The organism is Tardiphaga sp. 172_B4_N1_3 (assembly GCF_052076035.1).
In the GTDB taxonomy this organism is placed as follows: Bacteria; Pseudomonadota; Alphaproteobacteria; order Rhizobiales; family Xanthobacteraceae; genus Tardiphaga; species Tardiphaga robiniae.
Genome location: NZ_CP197238.1, coordinates 1,804,195 through 1,823,576, shown reverse-complemented (window position 1 = coordinate 1,823,576; position 19,382 = coordinate 1,804,195). Strand labels below are relative to the sequence as shown.

At 61.2% G+C, this 19,382-nt stretch carries 20 protein-coding genes; 15 read left to right on the top strand and 5 right to left on the bottom strand.

Features of this window, described 5'->3' with window-relative positions:
* Both AB7783_RS08360 and AB7783_RS08355 read left to right on the top strand, forming a co-directional pair.
* Window positions 1–2,013, top strand: a complete 2,013-nt coding sequence (locus AB7783_RS08360) for an acetyl/propionyl/methylcrotonyl-CoA carboxylase subunit alpha (protein WP_441277369.1) — start codon at window positions 1–3, stop codon at window positions 2,011–2,013.
* A gap of 32 nt (window positions 2,014–2,045) precedes the next feature.
* Window positions 2,046–2,942, top strand: coding sequence for a hydroxymethylglutaryl-CoA lyase (locus AB7783_RS08355; protein ID WP_441277368.1), 897 nt, complete (start codon window positions 2,046–2,048; stop codon window positions 2,940–2,942).
* 27 nt (window positions 2,943–2,969) lie between these two features.
* Here the strand turns inward: AB7783_RS08355 and dctP are convergent, their stop codons facing one another.
* Window positions 2,970–3,992 (bottom strand): TRAP transporter substrate-binding protein DctP, encoded by a 1,023-nt coding sequence (gene dctP, locus AB7783_RS08350; RefSeq protein ID WP_441277367.1) that lies wholly within the window; start codon window positions 3,990–3,992, stop codon window positions 2,970–2,972.
* Between the two features lie 250 nt (window positions 3,993–4,242).
* On the opposite strand from dctP, the gene AB7783_RS08345 reads away from it, so the two are divergent.
* Window positions 4,243–4,485, top strand: coding sequence for a pentapeptide MXKDX repeat protein (locus tag AB7783_RS08345; protein ID WP_441277366.1), 243 nt, complete (start codon window positions 4,243–4,245; stop codon window positions 4,483–4,485).
* A 126-nt stretch (window positions 4,486–4,611) separates the two neighbouring features.
* Window positions 4,612–5,100, top strand: coding sequence for a cupin domain-containing protein (locus tag AB7783_RS08340; protein WP_441277365.1), 489 nt, complete (start codon window positions 4,612–4,614; stop codon window positions 5,098–5,100).
* A 57-nt stretch (window positions 5,101–5,157) separates the two neighbouring features.
* Here AB7783_RS08340 and AB7783_RS08335 read toward each other — a convergent pair whose 3' ends face one another.
* Window positions 5,158–5,499 (bottom strand): DUF6481 family protein, encoded by a 342-nt coding sequence (locus AB7783_RS08335; RefSeq protein WP_093758522.1) that lies wholly within the window; start codon window positions 5,497–5,499, stop codon window positions 5,158–5,160.
* Window positions 5,500–5,574: 75 nt separating this feature from the next.
* Here AB7783_RS08335 and AB7783_RS08330 point away from each other — a divergent pair, with 75 nt between their 5' ends.
* The 3 genes from AB7783_RS08330 to AB7783_RS08320 all read left to right on the top strand — a co-directional run bounded on the left by AB7783_RS08330 (window position 5,575) and on the right by AB7783_RS08320 (window position 6,924).
* Window positions 5,575–5,970, top strand: a complete 396-nt coding sequence (locus tag AB7783_RS08330) for a hypothetical protein (protein ID WP_441279783.1) — start codon at window positions 5,575–5,577, stop codon at window positions 5,968–5,970.
* A 137-nt stretch (window positions 5,971–6,107) separates the two neighbouring features.
* A complete protein-coding gene (locus AB7783_RS08325; protein ID WP_089264262.1) occupies window positions 6,108–6,287 on the top strand; it encodes a hypothetical protein in 180 nt (59 codons plus the stop codon).
* 136 nt (window positions 6,288–6,423) lie between these two features.
* The gene (locus tag AB7783_RS08320) at window positions 6,424–6,924 is read left to right on the top strand and encodes an FKBP-type peptidyl-prolyl cis-trans isomerase (protein ID WP_244558298.1); all 501 of its coding nucleotides are present in this window, start codon (window positions 6,424–6,426) and stop codon (window positions 6,922–6,924) included.
* Window positions 6,925–6,939: 15 nt separating this feature from the next.
* On the opposite strand, the gene AB7783_RS08315 is transcribed toward AB7783_RS08320, so the two are convergent.
* Window positions 6,940–7,875 carry a TRAP transporter substrate-binding protein gene (locus tag AB7783_RS08315; RefSeq protein WP_441277364.1) on the bottom strand — a complete coding sequence of 312 codons (936 nt, stop codon included), beginning with the start codon at window positions 7,873–7,875 and terminating at the stop codon, window positions 6,940–6,942.
* 124 nt (window positions 7,876–7,999) lie between these two features.
* Complete coding sequence (locus tag AB7783_RS08310; protein ID WP_441277363.1) at window positions 8,000–8,890, bottom strand: FkbM family methyltransferase; 891 nt, start codon at window positions 8,888–8,890, stop codon at window positions 8,000–8,002.
* Window positions 8,891–9,004: 114 nt separating this feature from the next.
* On the opposite strand from AB7783_RS08310, the gene AB7783_RS08305 reads away from it, so the two are divergent.
* Window positions 9,005–9,145 (top strand): hypothetical protein, encoded by a 141-nt coding sequence (locus AB7783_RS08305; protein ID WP_441277362.1) that lies wholly within the window; start codon window positions 9,005–9,007, stop codon window positions 9,143–9,145.
* 6 nt (window positions 9,146–9,151) lie between these two features.
* Here AB7783_RS08305 and AB7783_RS08300 read toward each other — a convergent pair whose 3' ends face one another.
* Window positions 9,152–9,580: a DUF1801 domain-containing protein gene (locus tag AB7783_RS08300; RefSeq protein WP_441277361.1), complete on the bottom strand. Its 429-nt coding sequence runs from the start codon at window positions 9,578–9,580 to the stop codon at window positions 9,152–9,154.
* 385 nt (window positions 9,581–9,965) lie between these two features.
* Between AB7783_RS08300 and AB7783_RS08295 the strand changes: the two genes are divergently transcribed.
* The 7 genes from AB7783_RS08295 (at window position 9,966) to AB7783_RS08265 (ending at window position 19,324) form a co-directional block, all read left to right on the top strand.
* Entirely contained in the window at window positions 9,966–11,048 is a 1,083-nt protein-coding gene (locus AB7783_RS08295; RefSeq protein WP_441277360.1) for a hypothetical protein, read from the top strand.
* A gap of 40 nt (window positions 11,049–11,088) precedes the next feature.
* Entirely contained in the window at window positions 11,089–13,863 is a 2,775-nt protein-coding gene (locus AB7783_RS08290; protein WP_441277359.1) for a xanthine dehydrogenase family protein molybdopterin-binding subunit, read from the top strand.
* A complete protein-coding gene (locus AB7783_RS08285; RefSeq protein ID WP_441277358.1) occupies window positions 13,860–14,390 on the top strand; it encodes a (2Fe-2S)-binding protein in 531 nt (176 codons plus the stop codon). The genes AB7783_RS08290 and AB7783_RS08285 overlap by 4 nt, the downstream gene beginning before the upstream one ends.
* On the top strand, window positions 14,387–15,001 hold the full coding sequence (locus AB7783_RS08280) for an Isoquinoline 1-oxidoreductase subunit (RefSeq protein WP_441277357.1): 615 nt from the start codon (window positions 14,387–14,389) through the stop codon (window positions 14,999–15,001). Before AB7783_RS08285 ends, AB7783_RS08280 begins: the two co-directional genes overlap by 4 nt.
* Before the next feature lie 223 nt (window positions 15,002–15,224).
* Window positions 15,225–15,953 carry a hypothetical protein gene (locus AB7783_RS08275; RefSeq protein WP_441277356.1) on the top strand — a complete coding sequence of 243 codons (729 nt, stop codon included), beginning with the start codon at window positions 15,225–15,227 and terminating at the stop codon, window positions 15,951–15,953.
* Entirely contained in the window at window positions 15,953–16,861 is a 909-nt protein-coding gene (locus AB7783_RS08270; protein ID WP_439077176.1) for a ChaN family lipoprotein, read from the top strand. Before AB7783_RS08275 ends, AB7783_RS08270 begins: the two co-directional genes overlap by 1 nt.
* 189 nt (window positions 16,862–17,050) lie before the next feature.
* On the top strand, window positions 17,051–19,324 hold the full coding sequence (locus AB7783_RS08265) for a TonB-dependent hemoglobin/transferrin/lactoferrin family receptor (RefSeq protein WP_441277355.1): 2,274 nt from the start codon (window positions 17,051–17,053) through the stop codon (window positions 19,322–19,324).
* Window positions 19,325–19,382: the final 58 nt, after the last annotated feature.

The following is a 19,382-nucleotide window of genomic DNA, read 5'->3' as shown; positions in this document are numbered from 1 at the left end:
ATGGCCAAAGCCGAAATCTCAAAAGCTTTATATCGCCGCTTTCGCACGCTCCTGATCGCCAATCGCGGCGAGATAGCCTGCCGCGTCATCCGTACCGCGCGGGCCATGGGCTTGCGCACCGTCGCGGTCTATTCCGAGGCAGATGCCAATGCGCTGCATGTCGCGGAAGCCGACGAGGCCGTGTTGATCGGCCCGGCGCGTGCGCGCGACAGCTATCTCAATATCGAGCGCATTCTCGAAGCTGCAAAGAAGACCGGCGCCGAGGCGATCCATCCCGGCTACGGCTTTCTCTCCGAGAGCGCCGAGTTCGCGCAGGCTTGTGCCGATGCCGGCCTGATCTTCGTTGGACCTACTGCGGAGATGATCACTGCGATGGGCTCGAAGTCGGGCTCCAAGGCGCTGATGGAGAAGGCTGGCGTGCCGCTGGTGCCGGGCTTCCATGGCGAAGCGCAGGACGACGCGACATTGGCCAAGGCAGCCGACAAGATCGGCTTCCCGGTTCTGGTGAAGGCCTCAGCGGGCGGCGGCGGGCGTGGCATGCGCGTGGTGCGCTCGGCTGTTGAACTGGCTCCGGCCATCGTCAGCGCCAAGCGCGAAGCCAAAGCAGCGTTCGGCGACGACCGCATGCTGATCGAGAAGTATGTCGACAATCCCCGCCACATCGAGGTGCAGATCGTCGGCGACAGCCACGGCAATCTGGTCTCGCTGTTCGAGCGCGAATGTACGTTGCAGCGACGGCATCAGAAGGTGATCGAAGAGGCGCCGTCGCCAACGTTGAACGGCGCGCAGCGTGAGGCGGTTTGCGCGGCTGCACGCAAGGCCGCAGGCGCGGTGAACTATGTCGGCGCCGGCACTATCGAATTCGTCTCTGACGGAAAGGACGTGTTCTTCATTGAGATGAACACGCGCCTGCAGGTCGAGCATCCCGTCACTGAACTGATCACCGGCGTTGATCTGGTCGAATGGCAGCTCCGCGTGGCGTTCGGCGAAAAGCTGCCGCTGTCGCAGGACCAGATCAAAATCAACGGCCACGCCATCGAGGCGCGGGTGTACGCCGAGAACCCGCACAAGAATTTCATGCCGTCGGTGGGCAGGATCCGCACTTGGCGCACGCCCGCTGAGACGAACGGCTTGCGCATTGATGCTGGCTATCGCGAGGGCGATGCGGTGTCGCCGAACTACGACGCCATGCTCGCCAAGGTGATCGCCTGGGCGCCGACGCGCGATGCGGCGATCAACCGGCTCAATCGTGGGCTGGAAGAAACCGATATTCGCGGCATCGTCACCAACACGCCGTTCCTGTCGGCGCTTGTGACGCATCCGGATGTGCGTGCCAACACCATCGACACCGGCTTTATCGAGCGTGAATTAAAAGTGTTGACGCCGGACTCGGCGGCGCCTGGCGATCTCGAACTATGCGCGGCCGTCGCCGCCATCGTCTCGACCGAAGCGCAGGCAGCACGGGCCGCCGGTACCTCGCCCTGGCAGACGGCTGGTTGGATGCCGGTCGGGCGTCGCCAGCGGGTGTTCAAATTCAAGCATGGTTCGGACGAGCAGCGCGTGACGTTGAATTACGGCAGCGGTCCTGCGACGATTTCGATCGGCACTCGCGAGCTGGGGTTTGAGACGGCTGCGGCCGATGACGGGCATTTCGATCTGACACTGGACGGAGCACGCTCGCACATCGTTTCGGTGATCGAGGGCCACGAACTCTACCTGCGTACGCGTCACGGCCGTTTCGACATGCATTGGGTCGATCCGTTCGGCGGCGACGATGAAGAGCAAGTCGGCGAGGACAAGATCGTTGCGCCGTTGCCCGGCACCGTGGTGGCGCTGCTGGCCGAGGAGGGCGCGACCCTTGAGAAGGGCGCGGCCATCCTGACCTTGGAAGTCATGAAGATGGAGCAGACGTTGCGTGCGCCGTTTGCCGGCGTGCTCAAGCGCATCAAGTGCAAGGTTGGCGATATTGTTGGAGAAGGCGTCGAGCTTGCGGAAGTCGAGCCGAGCGCCTGATCTTCTGAAAGACACGTGAGATTGAAACAAGCATGAGTGATCAGGTTCGTATCGTCGAGGTCGGCCCGCGCGACGGTTTGCAGAATGAAAAGACGCCGGTGTCGGTCGAAGACCGCATCGCCTTCGTGAAGGCGTTGGTCGGGGCTGGCCTGCATACGGTCGAGGTCGGCTCGTTCGTGTCGCCCAAGGCGATCCCCAAAATGATGGGTTCGGATCAGGTATTTCTCGGCGTGCGCGATTTGCCCGGTGAATTCCATGTGCTGGTGCCGAACGAGAAGGGCTATGAGGGCGCGAAGGCGGTCGGCGCGAAAGTCGTCGCGGTGTTCGCCTCGGCATCGGAAGGCTTTTCGCGTGCGAACATCAATTGCTCGGTTGCCGAATCCATCGAGCGCTTCAAGCCGGTGATCGAGCGCGCCAGGGCTGACGGAATCCGCGTGCGCGGTTACGTATCCTGCGTTCTCGGTTGTCCCTATGATGGCGACGTCGCGCCGCAGGCGGTCGTCGATGTCTCAAAGACGCTGTTTGATCTCGGCTGCTACGAAGTCTCGCTTGGCGACACGATCGGTGTCGGGACGCCGTCGAAAGCACGCCAGATGCTGCGTGCCGTTGCTGGCTCGGTTCCCATGCCGAAGCTCGCGATGCACTTCCATGACACTTATGGTCAGGCGCTGGCCAATCTCTATGCCGGGATGGAAGAAGGCTGTCGCGTTGTCGACAGCGCTGCCGGCGGTCTCGGCGGCTGCCCCTATGCGCCCGGTGCGACCGGCAATGTCGGCACCGAAGATGTGGTCTACATGCTGGAAGGCATGGGGATTGCGACGGGCGTCGACATGAACAAGCTGCTCGCTGCAACCAACACCATCAGTGCTCTGATCGGCCGCTCGCCGGTCAGCCGTGTCGCTTCGGCACTCAACGCGAAGACGCGCTGAGTGCCAGCTGGCGGACGACAGGATAGGTCAGGCCGGGACGTCCAGCGCGAGCTTGAGGAGGTTCGCGGTGAGCGGCGTCTTGGCGACATAGTCCTTCCACGCCGTGTCGCGCGCGATATCGCGCCACTTGCCGACGGTCGCAGCGTCGAGCGCGCTGACCTTGGCACCGGCCTTCTCATAGACCCTGGACACTTCGACATCGTCCTGCTGCGCGCCGGCCTTGCCGAAGGCTTCCATCTCGGCGCCGACCGAGACCAGAATATCCTGGTGTGCTTTCGGCAACTTGTCGAACACAGCCTTGGACATCATCAGAGGCTCAAGCATGAACCAGTAGGACGCACCCGCGCCGGAGGTCAGATGCTTGGCGACTTCGCTCAGCTTGAATGAGATGAGGCTGGTCGATGACGTGATGCCGGCATCGCAGGCGCCGCTCTTCATTGCTGCGTAAATTTCGTTAGACGGCATTGAGAGCACGCGTGCGCCGGCAGTCTGCAGCATCATGTTCATCTCGCGCGAACCGCCGCGTACCGTGAGCCCCTTGGCGTCCTCAGGCACAACGAGCGGGCGTGAGCGGCTAGCCACGCCGCCGGCCTGCCAGACCCAGGTCAGCAGCATGATGCCCTTGTCGGCGAGAATGTCGCTCAGTGCCTTGCCGATCGGCAGGTTTTTCCAGCGAAGGCCCTGATCGTAGGTCGAGACCAGACCGGGCATCAGGCCGATATTCGCTTCCGGCAATTCATTGCCGGCATAAGGCAAGGGATAAAGGCTGAGATCGAGAGTCCCTTTGCGCATGGCGGAAAATTGCGCATCTGCCTTGATCAGCGACGAATCCGGATAAACCTCGGCAACGAGGTCGCCGCCACTCTGCTTGGCAATGGCGGCGGCGAAAGTCCGGACCAGACGGTCGCGGAAGTCGCCGTTGTCGATGGTGCCGCCGGGAAACTGGTGCGAGATCTTCAGTGTAGTCGCTGCCTGCGCCGTACCGACACCGCAACGGAGGATCGCAGGCACGGCGAGGGCCGATCCAAGGATGTGGCGGCGAGTCAGCATGCGTAACTCCTGAAAGTGTTCGTCTGGTGCCGGGCGGGACAAAATGCGCCCGCGTCCTGTTGCTCCGTCACCGCGCGTCCCTTCGTTTATACAATCCGAACCGGCGGGCAAGTGATGTTGCGTCGCACGCAATGGCTATCGGATGCATCATCAAGACTTTTTTGATGCGACGTAACAAACCGCGACCTCCGTACGTCTGGTTCATAGCGACAGACGTCGCGCTTCAGAAATGGATCCGAGGAAAAACATCATGACCATCTCCACCAGGTTCGCGCTCGGTGTGTCGACCGCTATCGTTTCGCTCAGCCTCGCGCTGGCACCTGCCGCCTTTGCTCAGGACAAGATGAGCAAGGATGACGGCATGAAGAAGGACACCATGTCGAAGGGCGATGGAATGAAGAAGGATGCCATGTCCCACGACGGTATGAAGAAGGACGATGGCATGAGAAAAGACGGCATGATGAAGAAGGAAGACGGAATGATGAAGAAGTAACGTCTTCATTTGCATCGTTGTGACGGGCCCGTCCGCGCGACGGGCTTGTCATGTTGCGCTGCTCGTTGCTGGACCTGAAAACTCGGCATAGCCTCCGCGCACAAGAAAACGCCTGGGGAGGCCATGATGAAAAAAGAACGACGCGTCGTCGTTGCGGCGACTTGTCTGATCGCAGCAACAGTGTTTCCAAGCGTGACGACATGGAGCGCCACCGATGAGATGGGCTTCGTGCGCATCAATCAGGGCGAGGAAGTCTGGAAGAATCCGTTCGGCGTTGGCGTCGAAGTCGCGACACTTTACGGAGATCCCTCAAAGCAAGGCATCTATGTTCTGCGGATCAAGTGGCCGCCCGGTATCATGAGCAAGCCGCACAAGCATCCGGAAGATCGTCACGTCGTTGTGCTGTCGGGCACCTGGTACACCGGCACGGGCGAAGCCTTCGTGCCCGAGAAATCGATCCCGATGAAGACCGGCGGCTACATGGTGCATCCCGCTGGCGCGGTGCATTGGGACGGCACACGGGAAGAGGGCGCGGTGATCCAGATCACCGGTTACGGCCCGAGCGGCAACAATTTCGTCAAACCCGACGAGCCGCAATTCGGCAAAACGAACTGACCTCGGACAATCAATTCAGGCAGCGTGCCATCGGATGATGGCACGCTGATCTCGTGCTTATTTACGCTTCTTGCGGGCGGCGTAGCGGGCGTCGCGGGCAGCTTTCTGCTGGGCTTCCAGCGCGGCCTGGGCAAGCGCGGCTTCTTCCTTCTCGCGCGCAGCCTGGACTAGAGCAGCGGCGGCTTCCTCGGCTTCGCGGGCCTTCTGGACGGCCTTCTCAGCGTCGCGGATGGCCTTGGCTTCCGCGCGTGCGACGGCAGCGGCTTCGCGCTCGGCGGCGCGCGCCTTCACGGCAGGATCATCGGGCCCCGGTGCTGCCTTGAATTTGTTCAGAATGTTCTTCTTGGCTTCGATCGCAGCCTTCTGGCGATCCGCGAAGCTGGGTTCCTTAAATGACATGAACGAGGCCTTGTCGCTTTCTTTGGTTTGGGGTGGGTCATTGTCGGGTGCGGCAGCCGGGCAAACACCCAGGCAATGGCCGAAACTCCGCTGCGGTTTACAGCCGACAGCGCGGCAACGCATCAACTATCTGCGATTTACGGCAATCTTACGCATGATTTGCCGGCAAGGAGGCCTGCGCGAGGCTGGGGCGGAGCTTGCGCCGGGGTGATCCGCGTATATCCGCAAATCCTGGGAATCGGGCATGTTTTGGTCATCCGGCGATTTGGAGCGCGCGGAGCAGGCCGCCTGCGCGGCGCGAGGACCTATATGGATGCCCAGAAGACAGCCGTCGATGCCGTGGTCATTCTGACCGGCTGTGATCGCGACATGGTGACCCACTTCATTCGCGGCCTGTATCTGGCGGGCGTTCGCGACCCCAAGCGACTGACTTTCAAAGGGCTGCAATTCGCAGCAGAAGCATGCGCTTAGCAACATTTGTAGCCAAAATGGCCATGTTGCGGCTTTGCAGCGGCCGTGGTGCTGCCTTGAACCTGCGGTGCCCTCCGGCTGACTGATCAGGAACTTTCCGCGAAATGCGGAGTTCCTGTCGCCATCGGGAGTTATCCATGCAAGCAGCCATCGATCGCGTCATCCGCTCGTTCAGCTTCAAACATCCGGCCTCGCTCGCAGAGCCGATGTCCGACAGTCGCTCGATCCAGGCAAGCGATGAGGCGACAGAGTTGGCGACCCGGTTGCTTGAAAATTACAAGGGTCAGCTGGCCCGACGCAGCTCCAAGCCTGACTGAGGACCGATTCAAGCATCCTCATTGACCGATCTTCATGGATCGCGGCTTCGGGATTCGGCATTGCCAGGACTTGCGTTGCGGTGCGATGACGGGGCATGACTGCGCCGCTCGCAGACCCAACCATCCAGGAGACATGATGCGAAACTCCCAGCGTGCCGTCAGAGCCACGGCCGTCGCGCTCAGTGCGGCCATGATCGTGGCCGTGTCCGACGTCTCCCTTTCTTCCGCCATGGCGCAAGCGCCTCAAAAACAAGCGCCGCAGAAAATGGCGCCAGCCGCAGGAAAAACCATGACCACAGCTTCAGGCCTCCAGATCGAAGACACCACCGTTGGCACCGGCGCCACGCCGGCCAAGGGACAGACCTGCGTGATGCATTACACCGGCTGGCTCTATGAGAACGGCGTCAAGGGCAAGAAATTCGACTCGTCGGTCGATCGCAACGAGCCGTTCGAATTCCCGATCGGTATGTCGCGGGTCATCAAGGGCTGGGACGAAGGCGTCGCCACCATGAAGGTGGGCGGCAAGCGCACGCTGATCATTCCGCCGGATCTCGGCTATGGCGCGCGTGGTGCTGGCGGCGTGATCCCGCCCAATGCGACGTTGATCTTCGACGTCGAACTGCTCGGCGTCAAATAAGCCCGATCAAACGACCTATGCCTGCGCGATCCTGCGCAGCAACGTCCGTGACGCTTCCTCGCCGGCATAGATGTCGGCGAGGGGCGCTGCCTTCGCGATGAAGGGGGCCTTGTCCGGCTTGACGAATGTCACGCCCATCGCCTCGACCTGCAGGCGCGTTTGCGTCTCGAATGCGGTCCACAGCTTGTTCATGTGATGATACGACAGGGCGGCGGCTTCCCGGATGATCTCCCGCTGTTTCGCCGTCATGCTGTTGAGCCGGCCGGCGCCTACCAGCAGTACATCCGGGATCATGGTGTGTTCGTCGAACGAGTAGTGCGTTGCGACTTCAGCATGTTTCCCGACGATCAGCGCCACCACGCTGTTCTCTGCACCATCGACCAATCCCGACTTCAGCGCGACATAGACATTGCTCCATGACAGTTCGATGCCTTCGGCACCGAACAGCTGCATCAGCTTGACCATCGTCTCAGACGGCTGGATGCGGATCTTCATGCCCTTGAGATCGTCGGGATGCAGAATCGGTTTTCGGCCATAGAAGCTGCGTGCGCCGGCATCGTAGAAGGTCAGGCCGGTGAGCCCCGCCGATGTGGTTGAGGCCAGAACGTCGCTGCCGATCTCGTTGCTCGTCACTTTCAGCCAATGGGAGCGATCGCGGAACGTGAAAGGCAGGTTGAGAACCTTGTAGGCCGGATGGACGCGTTCGAGCACGCTGGCGCTGACTTTCAGAAAATCCAGCTTGCCGGCCTGCACCTGCGACAGCAGGTCGACTTCCTGACCGAGCTGCCCGTCCGCAAACAGCGCGATGTCAAGTTCGCCCTGCGAACGCTCACGCGCCAGGTCGGCAAAGTGCTGCATGGCCGGGTGGACGGGATGGGTGGTCGGCAGGCTATGGGCGAGGCGCATCTTCAGCGGCTCGGCGCGCAGGACTGCAGGGCAGGCGATCGCCATTCCCGCAGTCAGCAAAAGTCGGCGCCGAGAAAGCATTGTCTGCCCCGTGTCCTGGCTGGAATCTGATGCAAGCGTCGGCGCGTCCCCTGCGCCGGACACCATGTTACGTCGGAACCGGAGAAGTTTAAAGTCTGCCGCCAGCTACTTTGGGGCGATTGGCCTGGAGCAGGGCGACATAGCGGTTCTTGGCATCGGGCGTGACCGCTCCGCGGCTGGCGAGATGATGCACGCAATTCAGCGCCAGATCGAACGAGGCGTAGCAATGATGCGCGATCAGTGCGAGGTGCTTGAGCTGCTCGCTATCCATCGCCTCGGCCTGGATGAAATCCCGGACATAGACGACATCGGCCTCGACGAGTTGATTGATGGCAGCAGCAGGGTTGGGGCCCATCATCGGCGCGATCATCTTCTTGTTGATGGCCGCGAACATGTGCGGAATGAAGCCGAGGCTGCGCAGTTCGAGATCGATTTCGCCGAACACCGGCTGCTTCTCATAGAGCGGCACGAAGGAGACTTCAGTCTGAATGGCGACGGCCTTTGCCAGTTTGCTGCGACCGTTCCTGAACACCGACAGTTCGCCACCCTGAATGTCGATCTTCAAGAGATCGATGTGCTCGATCTCCGTGATATCGTCAAGCCGCCGTGTATCGAGCGGGAGCCTGTCGACGACACGTCCGAGCTCTGTGAAGTTCGGAAAGTGCGTGAGTGTCTTCGGCTCAGGCTGCAGCAGGCTGGCAAAGCCGATGCCGCGGCAGATCTTCAGCGTATGGCTGCCGCCATCGCCGACGGCATAGGGCAGGTAGGTTTCCAGCGCGCTCTTGCGCTGCTGCAATTTCAGTAGTGCCTGCGGATGCGGATCGAAACCGGTAACGCGGCAAAGTCCGCTTTGCAGCATCGGCTTATAGGGCGGATCGCCATCGATGGGATTCGCGCCAATGTCGACGACATCGGTCATCCGTGCCGGCTGGAGCAGCGCGGATAAACCATCATCGTTGCGTCGAATCGCGCCGTGCATGCGTACCTTTCCTGCGAATGGTGCGACAATGCGTGCTTCGGCGGGCGCGATCTGTGTGTCAGAACGTCGCGCGACAATTCGGACAGGGCGCTTGCGCCGGAAATGGGGGACGGAATGAAGCACGAACAGAGAGACGACGCCGCGCGCCGCCCCATCCATCATTCGCCGCTGTTCTGGATCGGCGTGGTTCTGTGCCTGTCAGCCATCGTCATCTATGTGATGTCTTACGACCTGTCATGGCCGGTCGCTAAATAACGACGCTCACGCTTTCTTTGGCTTCTTCTTTGTCGAGGTGTTCAGCGCCACCGCAGCGCGAATGAGCGCCTTCAGCGCCTTTTCGTCCAGCTTATCGCCCTCGTGAATATCGATAGCCCGCCGGGTGTTGCCGTCGAGGCTGGAATTGAAAAGGCCTGACGGGTCATCGAGCGATGCGCCCTTCGCAAAGGTCATCTTCACGACCGCCTTGTAGGTCTCGCCGGTGCAGATGATGCCGGCATGTTCCCAGACCGGAACGCCGCGCCACTTCCATTCCTCGACCACCTCCGGGACAGCCTGCTTGATGACCTTTCGGACGCGAGCGAGCATCTCGCCGCGCCAGTCACCGAGCTCCCCGATCTTCGCGTCGATCAGTTCGGAGGGAGAGGTTGCTTCGCTGACCTTCGTCGATTTGACAGACGTCTTTTTTGACATGCGCTCCCTCTCGGTGGCCCGGAGCTATACAGCCCTGTTGATGGTGCTTATTTACGCGTCGTGAAAATAACCCCGGCCTGTTTCCGACGTCCAGCCTTCCACCACAGGCGGACGAGAAATCGCTGCGTATTGCGTATTCCGGATCGCGAACCAATTCCGGTGTCACGAAATTGCGTATAGCCTTGAGCCACCGGCGCTTTGCGTGATTCGTAGCGTTTTTCTTATCCAATTCAGTCGCGTTCGAGAGCATTCCGTCCGTCACGGCGAGTTTGCTTTCATCAACTATGTCGCGACCATTTCTGCCGAATGGAAAGGCAGATTTTTAAGATGTGCTGCGTTAGTCGTGACAGTAGCAATCGCCAAGATGACTCGGAGGAGTCCGGATATGACGTATCGCCACGCTGTCGCTCTTGCAGCTGTCCTGTTGGGGGGCGCCGCCCATGCCCAGACCCTGCCATCCTACATGGCGCCGATTTCCGGGCTCACCGCGACGACGCCTGCCGAGACCGCCACCAAGGACATGCTCGCGCTCAACACCGGCATGTTCGAGCTCTACGGCGACGCAGCCAAAGTCTTCCGCGCCAATATCCTCGCCAAACATCCCGTGATCCTCGGTCTGTTCTCCGGCGCCGGCGGCAAATTCACGCTGTACCAGCCTGGCAAACCGCCGCTCGACGCGCCCTCGGTGCCAATGGTCTATCAGCTGCTCAAGTCGGTCGGCCACAGCACCATGGCACTGGCCGAGGTGGTTGGCCCCTACGTCAACAATCCCGATAACAAATCCTGGCTCGGCTCGATGAAAGCCTATCGCAGCCGCATGCAGTCGGCGCTGGATGGCCTCGATCTCACGCCGATGCAGGCCGACTGGCGCGACAACAACCGTACCATCCTGCAGAACAACCTGGCTTTCATGGACGAGTGCATCGCCAAGGGCGTCATCCCCTTCGATGTGCTGGAGACATTTGGCAAGAAACAGGCGCCGTTCCTTGCGAAGAACGTGACTTGGGCCGCGCAAACCCAGGTCAATCACTGGATGACCGTGCTGGGCGACTGGAAGAAGATGCTGGGTCCCGATTGGGACAAGGCCTATGCCGCGAGCAACACGATTTACGTGGCACGGCAGAACAACGTGCTGTTCAGCGTGCTGGCACAGTTCTTCCCGCCGGAAGCCATCAATGATCGCCTGCTGCTGATCGAGACGGTGTCGTTCACCACCACGCAGGCCGATATGCTGGAGTCGCTGACGCGCATCATCGCGGATCGCTCCGTGGGGTCGCTGTTCTTCGGCAATTATCACCTGATGGATTATGAATTGATGGGGGGCGACGCCCGCGCTGCCATCATCGCCGAGAGCGCCAAGCGCGGCATGACGCCGTTCCTGCCGCCCGTGGTGCCGTTCGGCTCCAACCAGTGGCCGACACTGATCACCACTGGACCGGGGCCGGCCACCATCGCCGATCTCAAGTAATCGGCGCGGCGGCGGACGACTGTCGATCAGGGGTGGAAGCATGCGGACTTCGCGTCGCGAGTTTATGAAGTGGGTATCGGCTGGCGGTATTTCGCTCAGCCTGTCGCATCTAGCTGCGGCGGAGCCGGTGGCGTTCCCGGCACGCGAGACACTGCCGGGGCGGGGCAAGCTCAATCCCGCTATCGGCGGTGCCGGTCGCGTCGATGGCGTTGCCAAGGTCACCGGCTCGAAACTCTATGCGTCGGATTTCCGGGCGAATGACCTGCCGGGCTGGCCGGAAAAGACTTCGCACGCGATTTTGGTGCGCGCGCCTGATGCCACTCATGTCTATCTTGGCATGGACCTCGCGCGGCTGAGCGGGGCGCTGAAGCCTACGGTGATCGTCACCGCGGCGGATCTCGCCAGGATCAACGCCCGCGTTCCCGCCTACTATGAAGGCGATCTGTTCTGTCCCGTCGGCAAGACGCCGCTCTATATGGGCCAGCCCGTTGCGCTGCTGATCTTTGAGCAGTTCGACACCTATGACCGCGCGCGGATCGCCTTGCGCGACGGCACCTTCGTGCAGTTTGGCGAGGAGACCGGCCCGATCGTAATGCCGAATTATGCGGCGTATCGTTTCACCCGCGTTGCCGGCGCCACGCCCGATGCGCCAGATGTCTACTCGCCGGTCCTTGCCGGCTGGGTCACGCCCGGCCGTACCCAGGCGTCCGCGCTGCCGGTATGGTCCTCAACCGCGCACAAGAACGAGGCCGGTTACGAGAAGGCTGCGGTCTATGGCGACCAGATCCGTGCCGAGATCGCCGCCAGCGAGTCTTCGGCTCTGGTGCTGGACCGCACCTTCGATACCCAGTCTGTCGATCCGATGTTTATGGAGCCGGAATGCGGACTGGGCTGGTACAGCGCAAAAGACAAGGCGCTCGAACTGGTGCTGGGCGTGCAGTCGCCGTATGAAGCGGCGGAATCAATCGCGTTTCTGCTTGGCGAAACCAAGGCGCCGTTCAAGCCGAGTGCGATCAACGCGCAATTCGCCTATGTGGGGGGCGGTTTCGGCGGCCGCGACCATACGCCATTCATTTTCTATGTGACGCTGGCGGCGATATTCTTTCCGGACCGTCCGGTGCGGCTGGCGCACGATCGGTATCAGCAATTTCAGGCTGGCATCAAACGCCACGCCATCAAGATGCGCTCGCGCATGTCGGTCGATCGGGCCTCCGGCAAGATCACGGCCTTCGCCGCCGATCACGTGCTTGATGGCGGCGGTCTCGCCAATTTCTCGGCCAATGTCGCCACCTGCGCCGCAACGGCCGCGATTGGTATCTATGACGTGCCGAAGGTCGATGTGACGACCGTGGCAGAGCATACCCGCGGCGTGACCGCGGGCTCGATGCGCGGCTACGGTTCGCTGCAGACCATGACCGCGCTGGAAGTTCTGATCGACGAGGCGGCGCTTGCGCTGAAGCTCGATCCCATCGACTTCCGGCGACGCAATGCCCTGAAGCAGGATGGCCGCACCATGACCGGCAATCCCTATATCGTCTCGGTGCGGAGCTTAGAGGTTCTCGACAAGCTCGAGCAGCACGCGATCTGGAAGCAACGAGCTGCAGAGAAGGCGCGCGCGACCAGTGGCATACTGGTCGGCACCGGCGTCGCCTGTGTGACCAAGGACTACGGCACCGGCGGCGATAGTTCTAACGGTCGCGTTGAACTCAGCCCCGACGGCAGGATCGCGATTTTCTGCGACCATGTCGAGATGGGCAACGGCATCGGCACGGCGCTGGCCAATCGCGTGGCATTGCATCTCGGCAGCATCGCTGACGAGGTGGCTGTGTCGCAGGTCGGCGTGTTCGACGCGATGGAGCTGGTGACCTCCGGCGATTGCTACACCATGGATCAGAAGACTCAGGACAAGGCCGAGAAGGATCCGCGCTGGGTGCCGTCGATCAGTTCGGCCACGTCAGCCTCCATCGGCGCCCATGTCGGTACCCATGCCGCGGCGGAAGCTGCGCGGGTGATCTTCCGCTTCGGTGTGTGGCCGGCGGCGCTGGCGCTATGGAATATCGGCCCGCGCGATCCACGCGCCAAGGATTTCGCCAAGGCGCAGTGGAAGGACGGGCAGCTCACAATGGTGGGCTTGCCGTCGCTGCCGCTGGCGAAACTCGCCGCGACCGCCCATGCACGCAATCTGGTCACCGGCGCCGTGGCGCACGGGTTCTCGCGCTGGTCATGGGCACGCGCACGTTTCCCCATTAACGGCGAGCAGTATCGCGCCGAGATCGACGGGCTCGCGCTGCGTCGTGGCGCCGGCAAATTCACGCGCATCAACCGTGCCAGCGTGTTGTTCCCGCCAACCGATAACAACCGGATGGGCACGGCCTATACAGCGGCATGCGGTGCAACAGTCCGGGTCGAGATCGAGAAAGCGACCGGCATGCTGCGCATCGCCAAAGCCTATACCGCATTCGAATGCGGGCAGGCGCTGGTGCCGGAGGTCGTGATTGGCCAGGCACAAGGCGGCTTCGCCATGGGCGTCGGTTACGCACTTTTGGAAACGCTGCCGCCGTTTGAGGGCGGACCCGGCAACGGGCAATGGAACCTCGGTCAATATCTGGTGGCCAGGGGATCAGACCTGTCGCTGCGCGACGTCGAGATTGAGCTGATGCCGCCGCTGACACCGGACGAATTGCCGAAGGGCATGGCCGAGGTGGTGATGATTCCCATCGTACCGGCATTGCTCAACGCCATCCATGACGCCATCGGTCACCGCTTCGCGGCGCTGCCGGTGACACAGGCCATGCTCAAGGGAGCGCTCGCGTGACGACACTGGGCATCACCATCAACGGACAGGTCCACGCGCCCACGGAGGTCCGCGACGATCTCTCCATGAACGACTTCCTGCGCGAATATCTGGGCATGACCGGCACCAAGTTCGGCTGCGGCGCCGCGCAGTGCCTGAGCTGTGTCGTGATCGTCGACGAGCCCGACGGCACCTGCCACACCAATCCGACCTGCGTGACCTCGGCGGCAAGCTTCCACGGCAAGACCATCCGCACGGTCGAGGGCCACGCCAAGAACGGCGAGCTGTCGCCGTTGCAGAAGGCCTTCATCAGGCATTTCGCGTTCCAGTGCGGTTACTGTACCGCCGGTTTTCTCAATGAAGGGCAGGTGCTGCTCGAGCAACTGGCCAGGACGCCCGTGCCGCGCGCGGGCCTTGAAGAGAGGATCGCCGAGGCGCTTGAAGGGCATCTGTGTCGCTGCACCGGCTACTTCAAGTATCATGAGGCCGTGCTCGATGTGATCCTCAGCGACGCGAAGCGCTATCTCATTCAGGAGCCGCGCGGATGAGAGCCGAGACGCGCATCAAAATACTGGTTGTCGTCGCGACGCTTGGGATGAGCATGCTCACGGCCTATGCGGCCGGGCAGGGCGCATCGAAAGGGCTGGCGAGCCCGGAGAGTTTCAATGGCATCGCCGATACCAGTGCGCGCTCCGCGGCGATCTTTACCGAACTCGGCAAGGTGTTGACGCATCCGCGCTGCGTGAACTGCCATCCCGCCGGCGACATGCCGCGGCAGGGCGATGCGCGCCGTTTGCATCAGCCGCCGGTGACGCGTGGGTCCGATGGCCACGGCACCGCGGCGATGCGCTGCAACTCCTGTCACAAGGATGCCAATTTCGAACCCGGCCGCATCCCCGGTCATCACGAATGGCACCTCGCGCCGCGCGAGATGGCATGGGAAGGCAAGACCGTCGCCGAGATCTGCGCGCAGATCAAAGACCCCGCGCGTAATGGCGGCCGCAAGGTCGAGGATCTCATCGACCACATCGGCAAGGATACGCTGGTCGGCTGGGCCTGGGCGCCGGGGTACGGACGTGCGTCCGCGCCGGGCACACAGGCGGAGGCGGGCGCACTCGTGGAAGCCTGGGCGAAGACCGGCGCGGCGTGTCCGGGCTGAGACAATCGGGAGCTGCGTGTTCGCAAATGACGTCGCAATGATGATCATGCGCACTGCCATTTTGTCGCAGGCGTAAAATAGTTTTGATAGTTAGCATTATTCCAAATCTAAGTCGGTTTGTGGAATTTCTCCAATGCGAGAGCTGAAGCGTCTCGGCGTGTAGACGCGCGTTGTTCCGTGCTGCAGAGACGACGTGATCGCGATTACGCGTCTTGGAAAGATCATGGACCAGCAAGCAGACCTTCGCCACCAGCTCTTGGCGCCACCCCTCAACGTGTTCAGCCGCCTGCCATTGCTTGGCCGCATCATGATCGCGGTACGCGACGATGACGTGGTGCTCGAACGCATCGGTGTCGTGCAGAAACTCGAACGTGACGGCACCATGATGTTCTGCGTCGGTCCTGCACATGACAGCGAAATCAACCTGAACAACTTGTCGCAGGTCGTCGTCGACTATTCGAGCAAGATGAAGGACAAAGTCCTGCCGCGGATAGAATTTCAGGAACCGACCGGCAAGATCGTGTTCAGCGTAGTGGGCCTCGAAGGCGTCGAGCCGTTCGATACCGCACTCAAGGCTTTCGAAGGCGTTGCCATCGAACGGCTGGTGAAGCCGGCGCTGGAGTCTGCGCCTGCGACACTGGATGCGGATGATGTTGGCCTGCAACCGCTCAAGGCCGCGCGCGCGGCCGAAGCCGAGATCACGATCGAGATGCGTCGGCCGGGCGTGACGCAGCGCTGGCACGGGCTCGTTCCCGAGATCAATCCGGCCATGGGCTACGTCAACATCATCACATCGGACTTCCATCTCCATTTACGCGGCGGCGGCGTCACGGCGTGGAAGCGAAGTGATGTCGCCGCTGACGGTACTGTCGAACTCGTGGCGATCGGCCCCGGCGACAAATCGCTCGGCCTGTTCCTGCGGAGTCCCGCCACGGCATTCGGAGCTGCGTGATGCGCGATCACCCGCGCGCGACCTGGCTCGATCCGACCAGTGGCGAGCATCTCGACGAGCGCGCGCTGCTCGCCGAGATGGCAACGCGGCAGGTGGTGCTTCTCGGCGAGACTCACACGGTTGCAGAAATCCATCGCTGGCAACTGCACGTCGCCACGGTGCTGCGTTTTCTCCGCCCGAATATCGCCGTCGGCTTCGAGATGTTTCCGCGCCGCGTACAGGCCGTGCTCGACGAATGGGTCGATGGAGAGCTCGGCACGGACGCGTTTCTCGACAAGGTCGAGTGGGGCACCGTTTGGGGCTTTGACGCGCAGCTCTATCTGCCGCTGTTTCACTTCTGCCGGCAGCATCGCGTGAAGATGCTGGCGCTAAACTGTCATCGCCCGCTGGTGACGCGCGTCGGTAAGGAAGGGTGGGAAGCTATCCCCGAAAACGAGCGCGATGGCCTGACGCCATCGGCGGAAGCAACGCCTGCCTATCGGCAGTATCTCGCCAATCTCGGTCTCGGTCGTGGCCCCGTCGCCGACGGCGCTGCCGCGCCGCCATCGTCAGCAACGGATCGTTTCGTTCGCGCGCAGCAGACTTGGGACCGTGCCTTCGCCTGCAGCATTGCGCGGGCATTGCAGCAGCCGGAGCCGCCACTGGTGATCGGCATCATCGGGCGCGGCCATCTCGAATATGGCCACGGTACGCCATATCAGCTCGCTGATCTCGGTGTGACGTCGACGGGTGTGCTGTTGCCGACGACGTCCGCACAAATCGACGTCTCACATGCATCAGGAATTTCCGACGCAGTATTCCGGCTCGATGAACCGGATCCCGAAGCGCCGATGCCGGCGAAAATGCTGAAGGCCATTGAAGAGCACAAGGCCAGAGTAGCAGCAGAGGCGAAAGTAGAATTACAATAATTAAAAGTAATATCGATGTTCTTAAATGTATTCTTTCTTCAAGGAGGCAATTTTAGGGCTTTATTGAGGCGATATAATTGACTCGAATACATTAAGAAACGAAACGGTCCTCAGCGATTACATGAAAATGCTAGGGACACTATGACCGGGACTATCCGCCGAAGGGCGACCGCCGCGCGCAGCACGACCATGCTCGCACTTGCACTTCCCATCGTGCTCACGGGCGCAGCTCATGGCCAGACCGCCGACGAGAAAAAGCGTCTGGAAGCCGCGGATCGGATTGCTGCCAGCTACGGTGTGTCGCTCGATCCGATCAGCGTCTATGCCGATCGTAACGCACGGAACGTCTTGAACCTGGCTCAGAGCGTCACGGTGATCGGACGCAAGGAGCTCGACGATCGCATGGTCCGCGACGTGCAGGACCTGGTTCGTTACGAACCAGGCATTTCGGTCGCCAAAGTGACCTCATCAACCGATCCATTCGGCAATCTCGCCGGCTTCACGATACGTGGCGTCTCGAACAACCGCGTTCAAATGCTCGTTGACGGCACACGTGTCATCGAGAGCATCGTCGACGGTAACCGCGACTTCATCGATATGTCGAACTTGAAGGCCGTAGAAATCATGCGCGGTCCGGCCGGCGTGATGTGGGGCGCGGACGCGCTGGGCGGCGTGGTGGCCTTCGTCACCAAGGACCCCGAGGACTACCTGAAGGGCCGCAATTTTGGTGGTCAGCTCGATACGAATTACGATTCATACGACAAGAGCTGGGTGAAGACAGGCACGACCGCGTTTCGTTTCGGCGACTTCGCTGCCATGATCAGCGCCTCGCAGCGCAGCTATAGCGAGGGCACGCTCTCCAAGGCACGCGCCGATGGCGGCATCTATGGCTGCCCGCGTCCGGCGCAGGCTATTCGCTGTAATCAGCTGAACCCGCTGGATGGCGACGATGTGAGCGTGCTCAACAAACTGGTCTGGACACCCGACAATCAGAACGAAGTGAAGTTTACGGCAGATTTCCTCAGGAAGAGTGCCACCGTCGATCAACGGCTGGATCTCGGGCTGCAGTCGACCGGCATCGCCAATCTGAGTTACATCCGAAACCAGATCCAGAGCCGCGAGCGCTATACGCTCGCGCACAAGTACACCCCGAACGCAGGTTGGATCGACCAGATTAAATGGCAGGTCTCGCATTCGGATCAGGAGCGCGACTTCACTGGCGTTCGCCGGCGCCGTCTCGCCAACGGCCAGCTAGATCGGCTGGACTTCCTGTTGGACTACAAGGAGCAGTTCACCGAGGGCGATATCCAGTTCAATTCGTCCTTCAACACGCCATGGGCGCGTCACGCTTTCACTTATGGCGTCTATGCCAGCGTTGCCGAGACCGATTACCAACGACGTGACACGACAACGAACCTGACCACCAACATAACTACCGTTGCGAACGCCGGAGGCTTCAATTTCGCCGATGCGACCACGACCCGCGTCGATGGCTTCATCCAGGACGAAATATCGCTGCTCAACAATCGCTGGATCCTGACACCCGGCGTCCGTTACGCCACTTACGAGCTCGATCCGCGGCCAAATCCGTTCTATCGCGCGGTGGCGGGTAAGGAACCACGCGACGTCCAGAGTGAAAAGCTGGTGAAGCAGTTCGGCTCGGTGTTCAAGCTGGATGAGAACTTCTCGCTGGTCGGTCGCTATGCCGAGGGTTTCAAGATGCCGACGTCGCAGCAGTTGTATACGTCGCTGCCTGGTGGTGCCGGCACCAATATGGATCTGGTTCCGAATCCCGGTTTGCGTCCCGAGGAGGTCAAGAGTTACGAGATTGGTCTGCGCGGCCAGTTCACGCAGGGCTATTTCACGGCCACGGTGTTCAAGTCAGACTACACGGATTTCATCCAGAATTTCGTCAATACGCCGAGTACTAACTTCCCCGGCCTGTTCGATCTGACCTATGCCAACCTTTCGAAGGTGAATCTGCTGGGCTTCGAATTCGCGACCGAATATCACTTCACCGACTACTGGAGTGCGAACCTTTCGGTCGCCTATACCCAAGGCACACAGAAGGCGACTGCCACCAGCGCAGAAACTGCGTTCGATGGTACCACGCCGTTCTCCGGCGTGATGGGTTTGCGCTATAATGATCGGCCGAACGGCTTCGATGCACAGCTGATCTCGACCTGGTCCGCCGGTGCGTTGTCACGCAGCGATCCGACCTACTACCGGCCCGACAGCTACATCGTGTTCGATGCGATCATTGGTTACAAGCCGCAGATCGCACCAGGCCTGACGCTGCGCGCATCGGTGCTGAATATCGGCGACGCCCGTTATTTCCCTTCGCTTGCGGGAACGACCACTTATACCAACACGGCAACCGCTGCCGTGGCGATGGCCAATCCGATCGAACTGCGGACCGCACCGGGGCGGACTTTTAAAGTCGGCGCCAGCTACGCGTTCTGATCGCGTCGGGCACATGAAATCAGCCGGAGCCCGGCGCGAGTTCGGCTCCGGCTTCTGC

Excerpts from the sequence above, each read along its gene's own strand:
- AB7783_RS08335 (WP_093758522.1), bottom strand. The coding sequence starts at position 5,499 with ATGTCATTTAAGGAACCCAGCTTCGCGGATCGCCAGAAGGCTGCGATC.
- AB7783_RS08280 (WP_441277357.1), top strand. The coding sequence starts at position 14,387 with ATGAGAGCCGAGACGCGCATCAAAATACTGGTTGTCGTCGCGACGCTT.
- dctP (WP_441277367.1), bottom strand. The coding sequence starts at position 3,992 with ATGCTGACTCGCCGCCACATCCTTGGATCGGCCCTCGCCGTGCCTGCG.
- AB7783_RS08360 (WP_441277369.1), top strand. The coding sequence starts at position 1 with ATGGCCAAAGCCGAAATCTCAAAAGCTTTATATCGCCGCTTTCGCACG.
- AB7783_RS08265 (WP_441277355.1), top strand. The coding sequence starts at position 17,051 with ATGCTCGCACTTGCACTTCCCATCGTGCTCACGGGCGCAGCTCATGGC.
- AB7783_RS08310 (WP_441277363.1), bottom strand. The coding sequence starts at position 8,890 with ATGCACGGCGCGATTCGACGCAACGATGATGGTTTATCCGCGCTGCTC.
- AB7783_RS08325 (WP_089264262.1), top strand. The coding sequence starts at position 6,108 with ATGCAAGCAGCCATCGATCGCGTCATCCGCTCGTTCAGCTTCAAACAT.
- AB7783_RS08315 (WP_441277364.1), bottom strand. The coding sequence starts at position 7,875 with ATGGCGATCGCCTGCCCTGCAGTCCTGCGCGCCGAGCCGCTGAAGATG.
- AB7783_RS08305 (WP_441277362.1), top strand. The coding sequence starts at position 9,005 with ATGAAGCACGAACAGAGAGACGACGCCGCGCGCCGCCCCATCCATCAT.
- AB7783_RS08340 (WP_441277365.1), top strand. The coding sequence starts at position 4,612 with ATGAAAAAAGAACGACGCGTCGTCGTTGCGGCGACTTGTCTGATCGCA.
- AB7783_RS08330 (WP_441279783.1), top strand. The coding sequence starts at position 5,575 with ATGGCCGAAACTCCGCTGCGGTTTACAGCCGACAGCGCGGCAACGCAT.
- AB7783_RS08320 (WP_244558298.1), top strand. The coding sequence starts at position 6,424 with ATGCGAAACTCCCAGCGTGCCGTCAGAGCCACGGCCGTCGCGCTCAGT.
- AB7783_RS08295 (WP_441277360.1), top strand. The coding sequence starts at position 9,966 with ATGACGTATCGCCACGCTGTCGCTCTTGCAGCTGTCCTGTTGGGGGGC.
- AB7783_RS08345 (WP_441277366.1), top strand. The coding sequence starts at position 4,243 with ATGACCATCTCCACCAGGTTCGCGCTCGGTGTGTCGACCGCTATCGTT.
- AB7783_RS08300 (WP_441277361.1), bottom strand. The coding sequence starts at position 9,580 with ATGTCAAAAAAGACGTCTGTCAAATCGACGAAGGTCAGCGAAGCAACC.
- AB7783_RS08355 (WP_441277368.1), top strand. The coding sequence starts at position 2,046 with ATGAGTGATCAGGTTCGTATCGTCGAGGTCGGCCCGCGCGACGGTTTG.
- AB7783_RS08275 (WP_441277356.1), top strand. The coding sequence starts at position 15,225 with ATGGACCAGCAAGCAGACCTTCGCCACCAGCTCTTGGCGCCACCCCTC.
- AB7783_RS08270 (WP_439077176.1), top strand. The coding sequence starts at position 15,953 with ATGCGCGATCACCCGCGCGCGACCTGGCTCGATCCGACCAGTGGCGAG.
- AB7783_RS08290 (WP_441277359.1), top strand. The coding sequence starts at position 11,089 with ATGCGGACTTCGCGTCGCGAGTTTATGAAGTGGGTATCGGCTGGCGGT.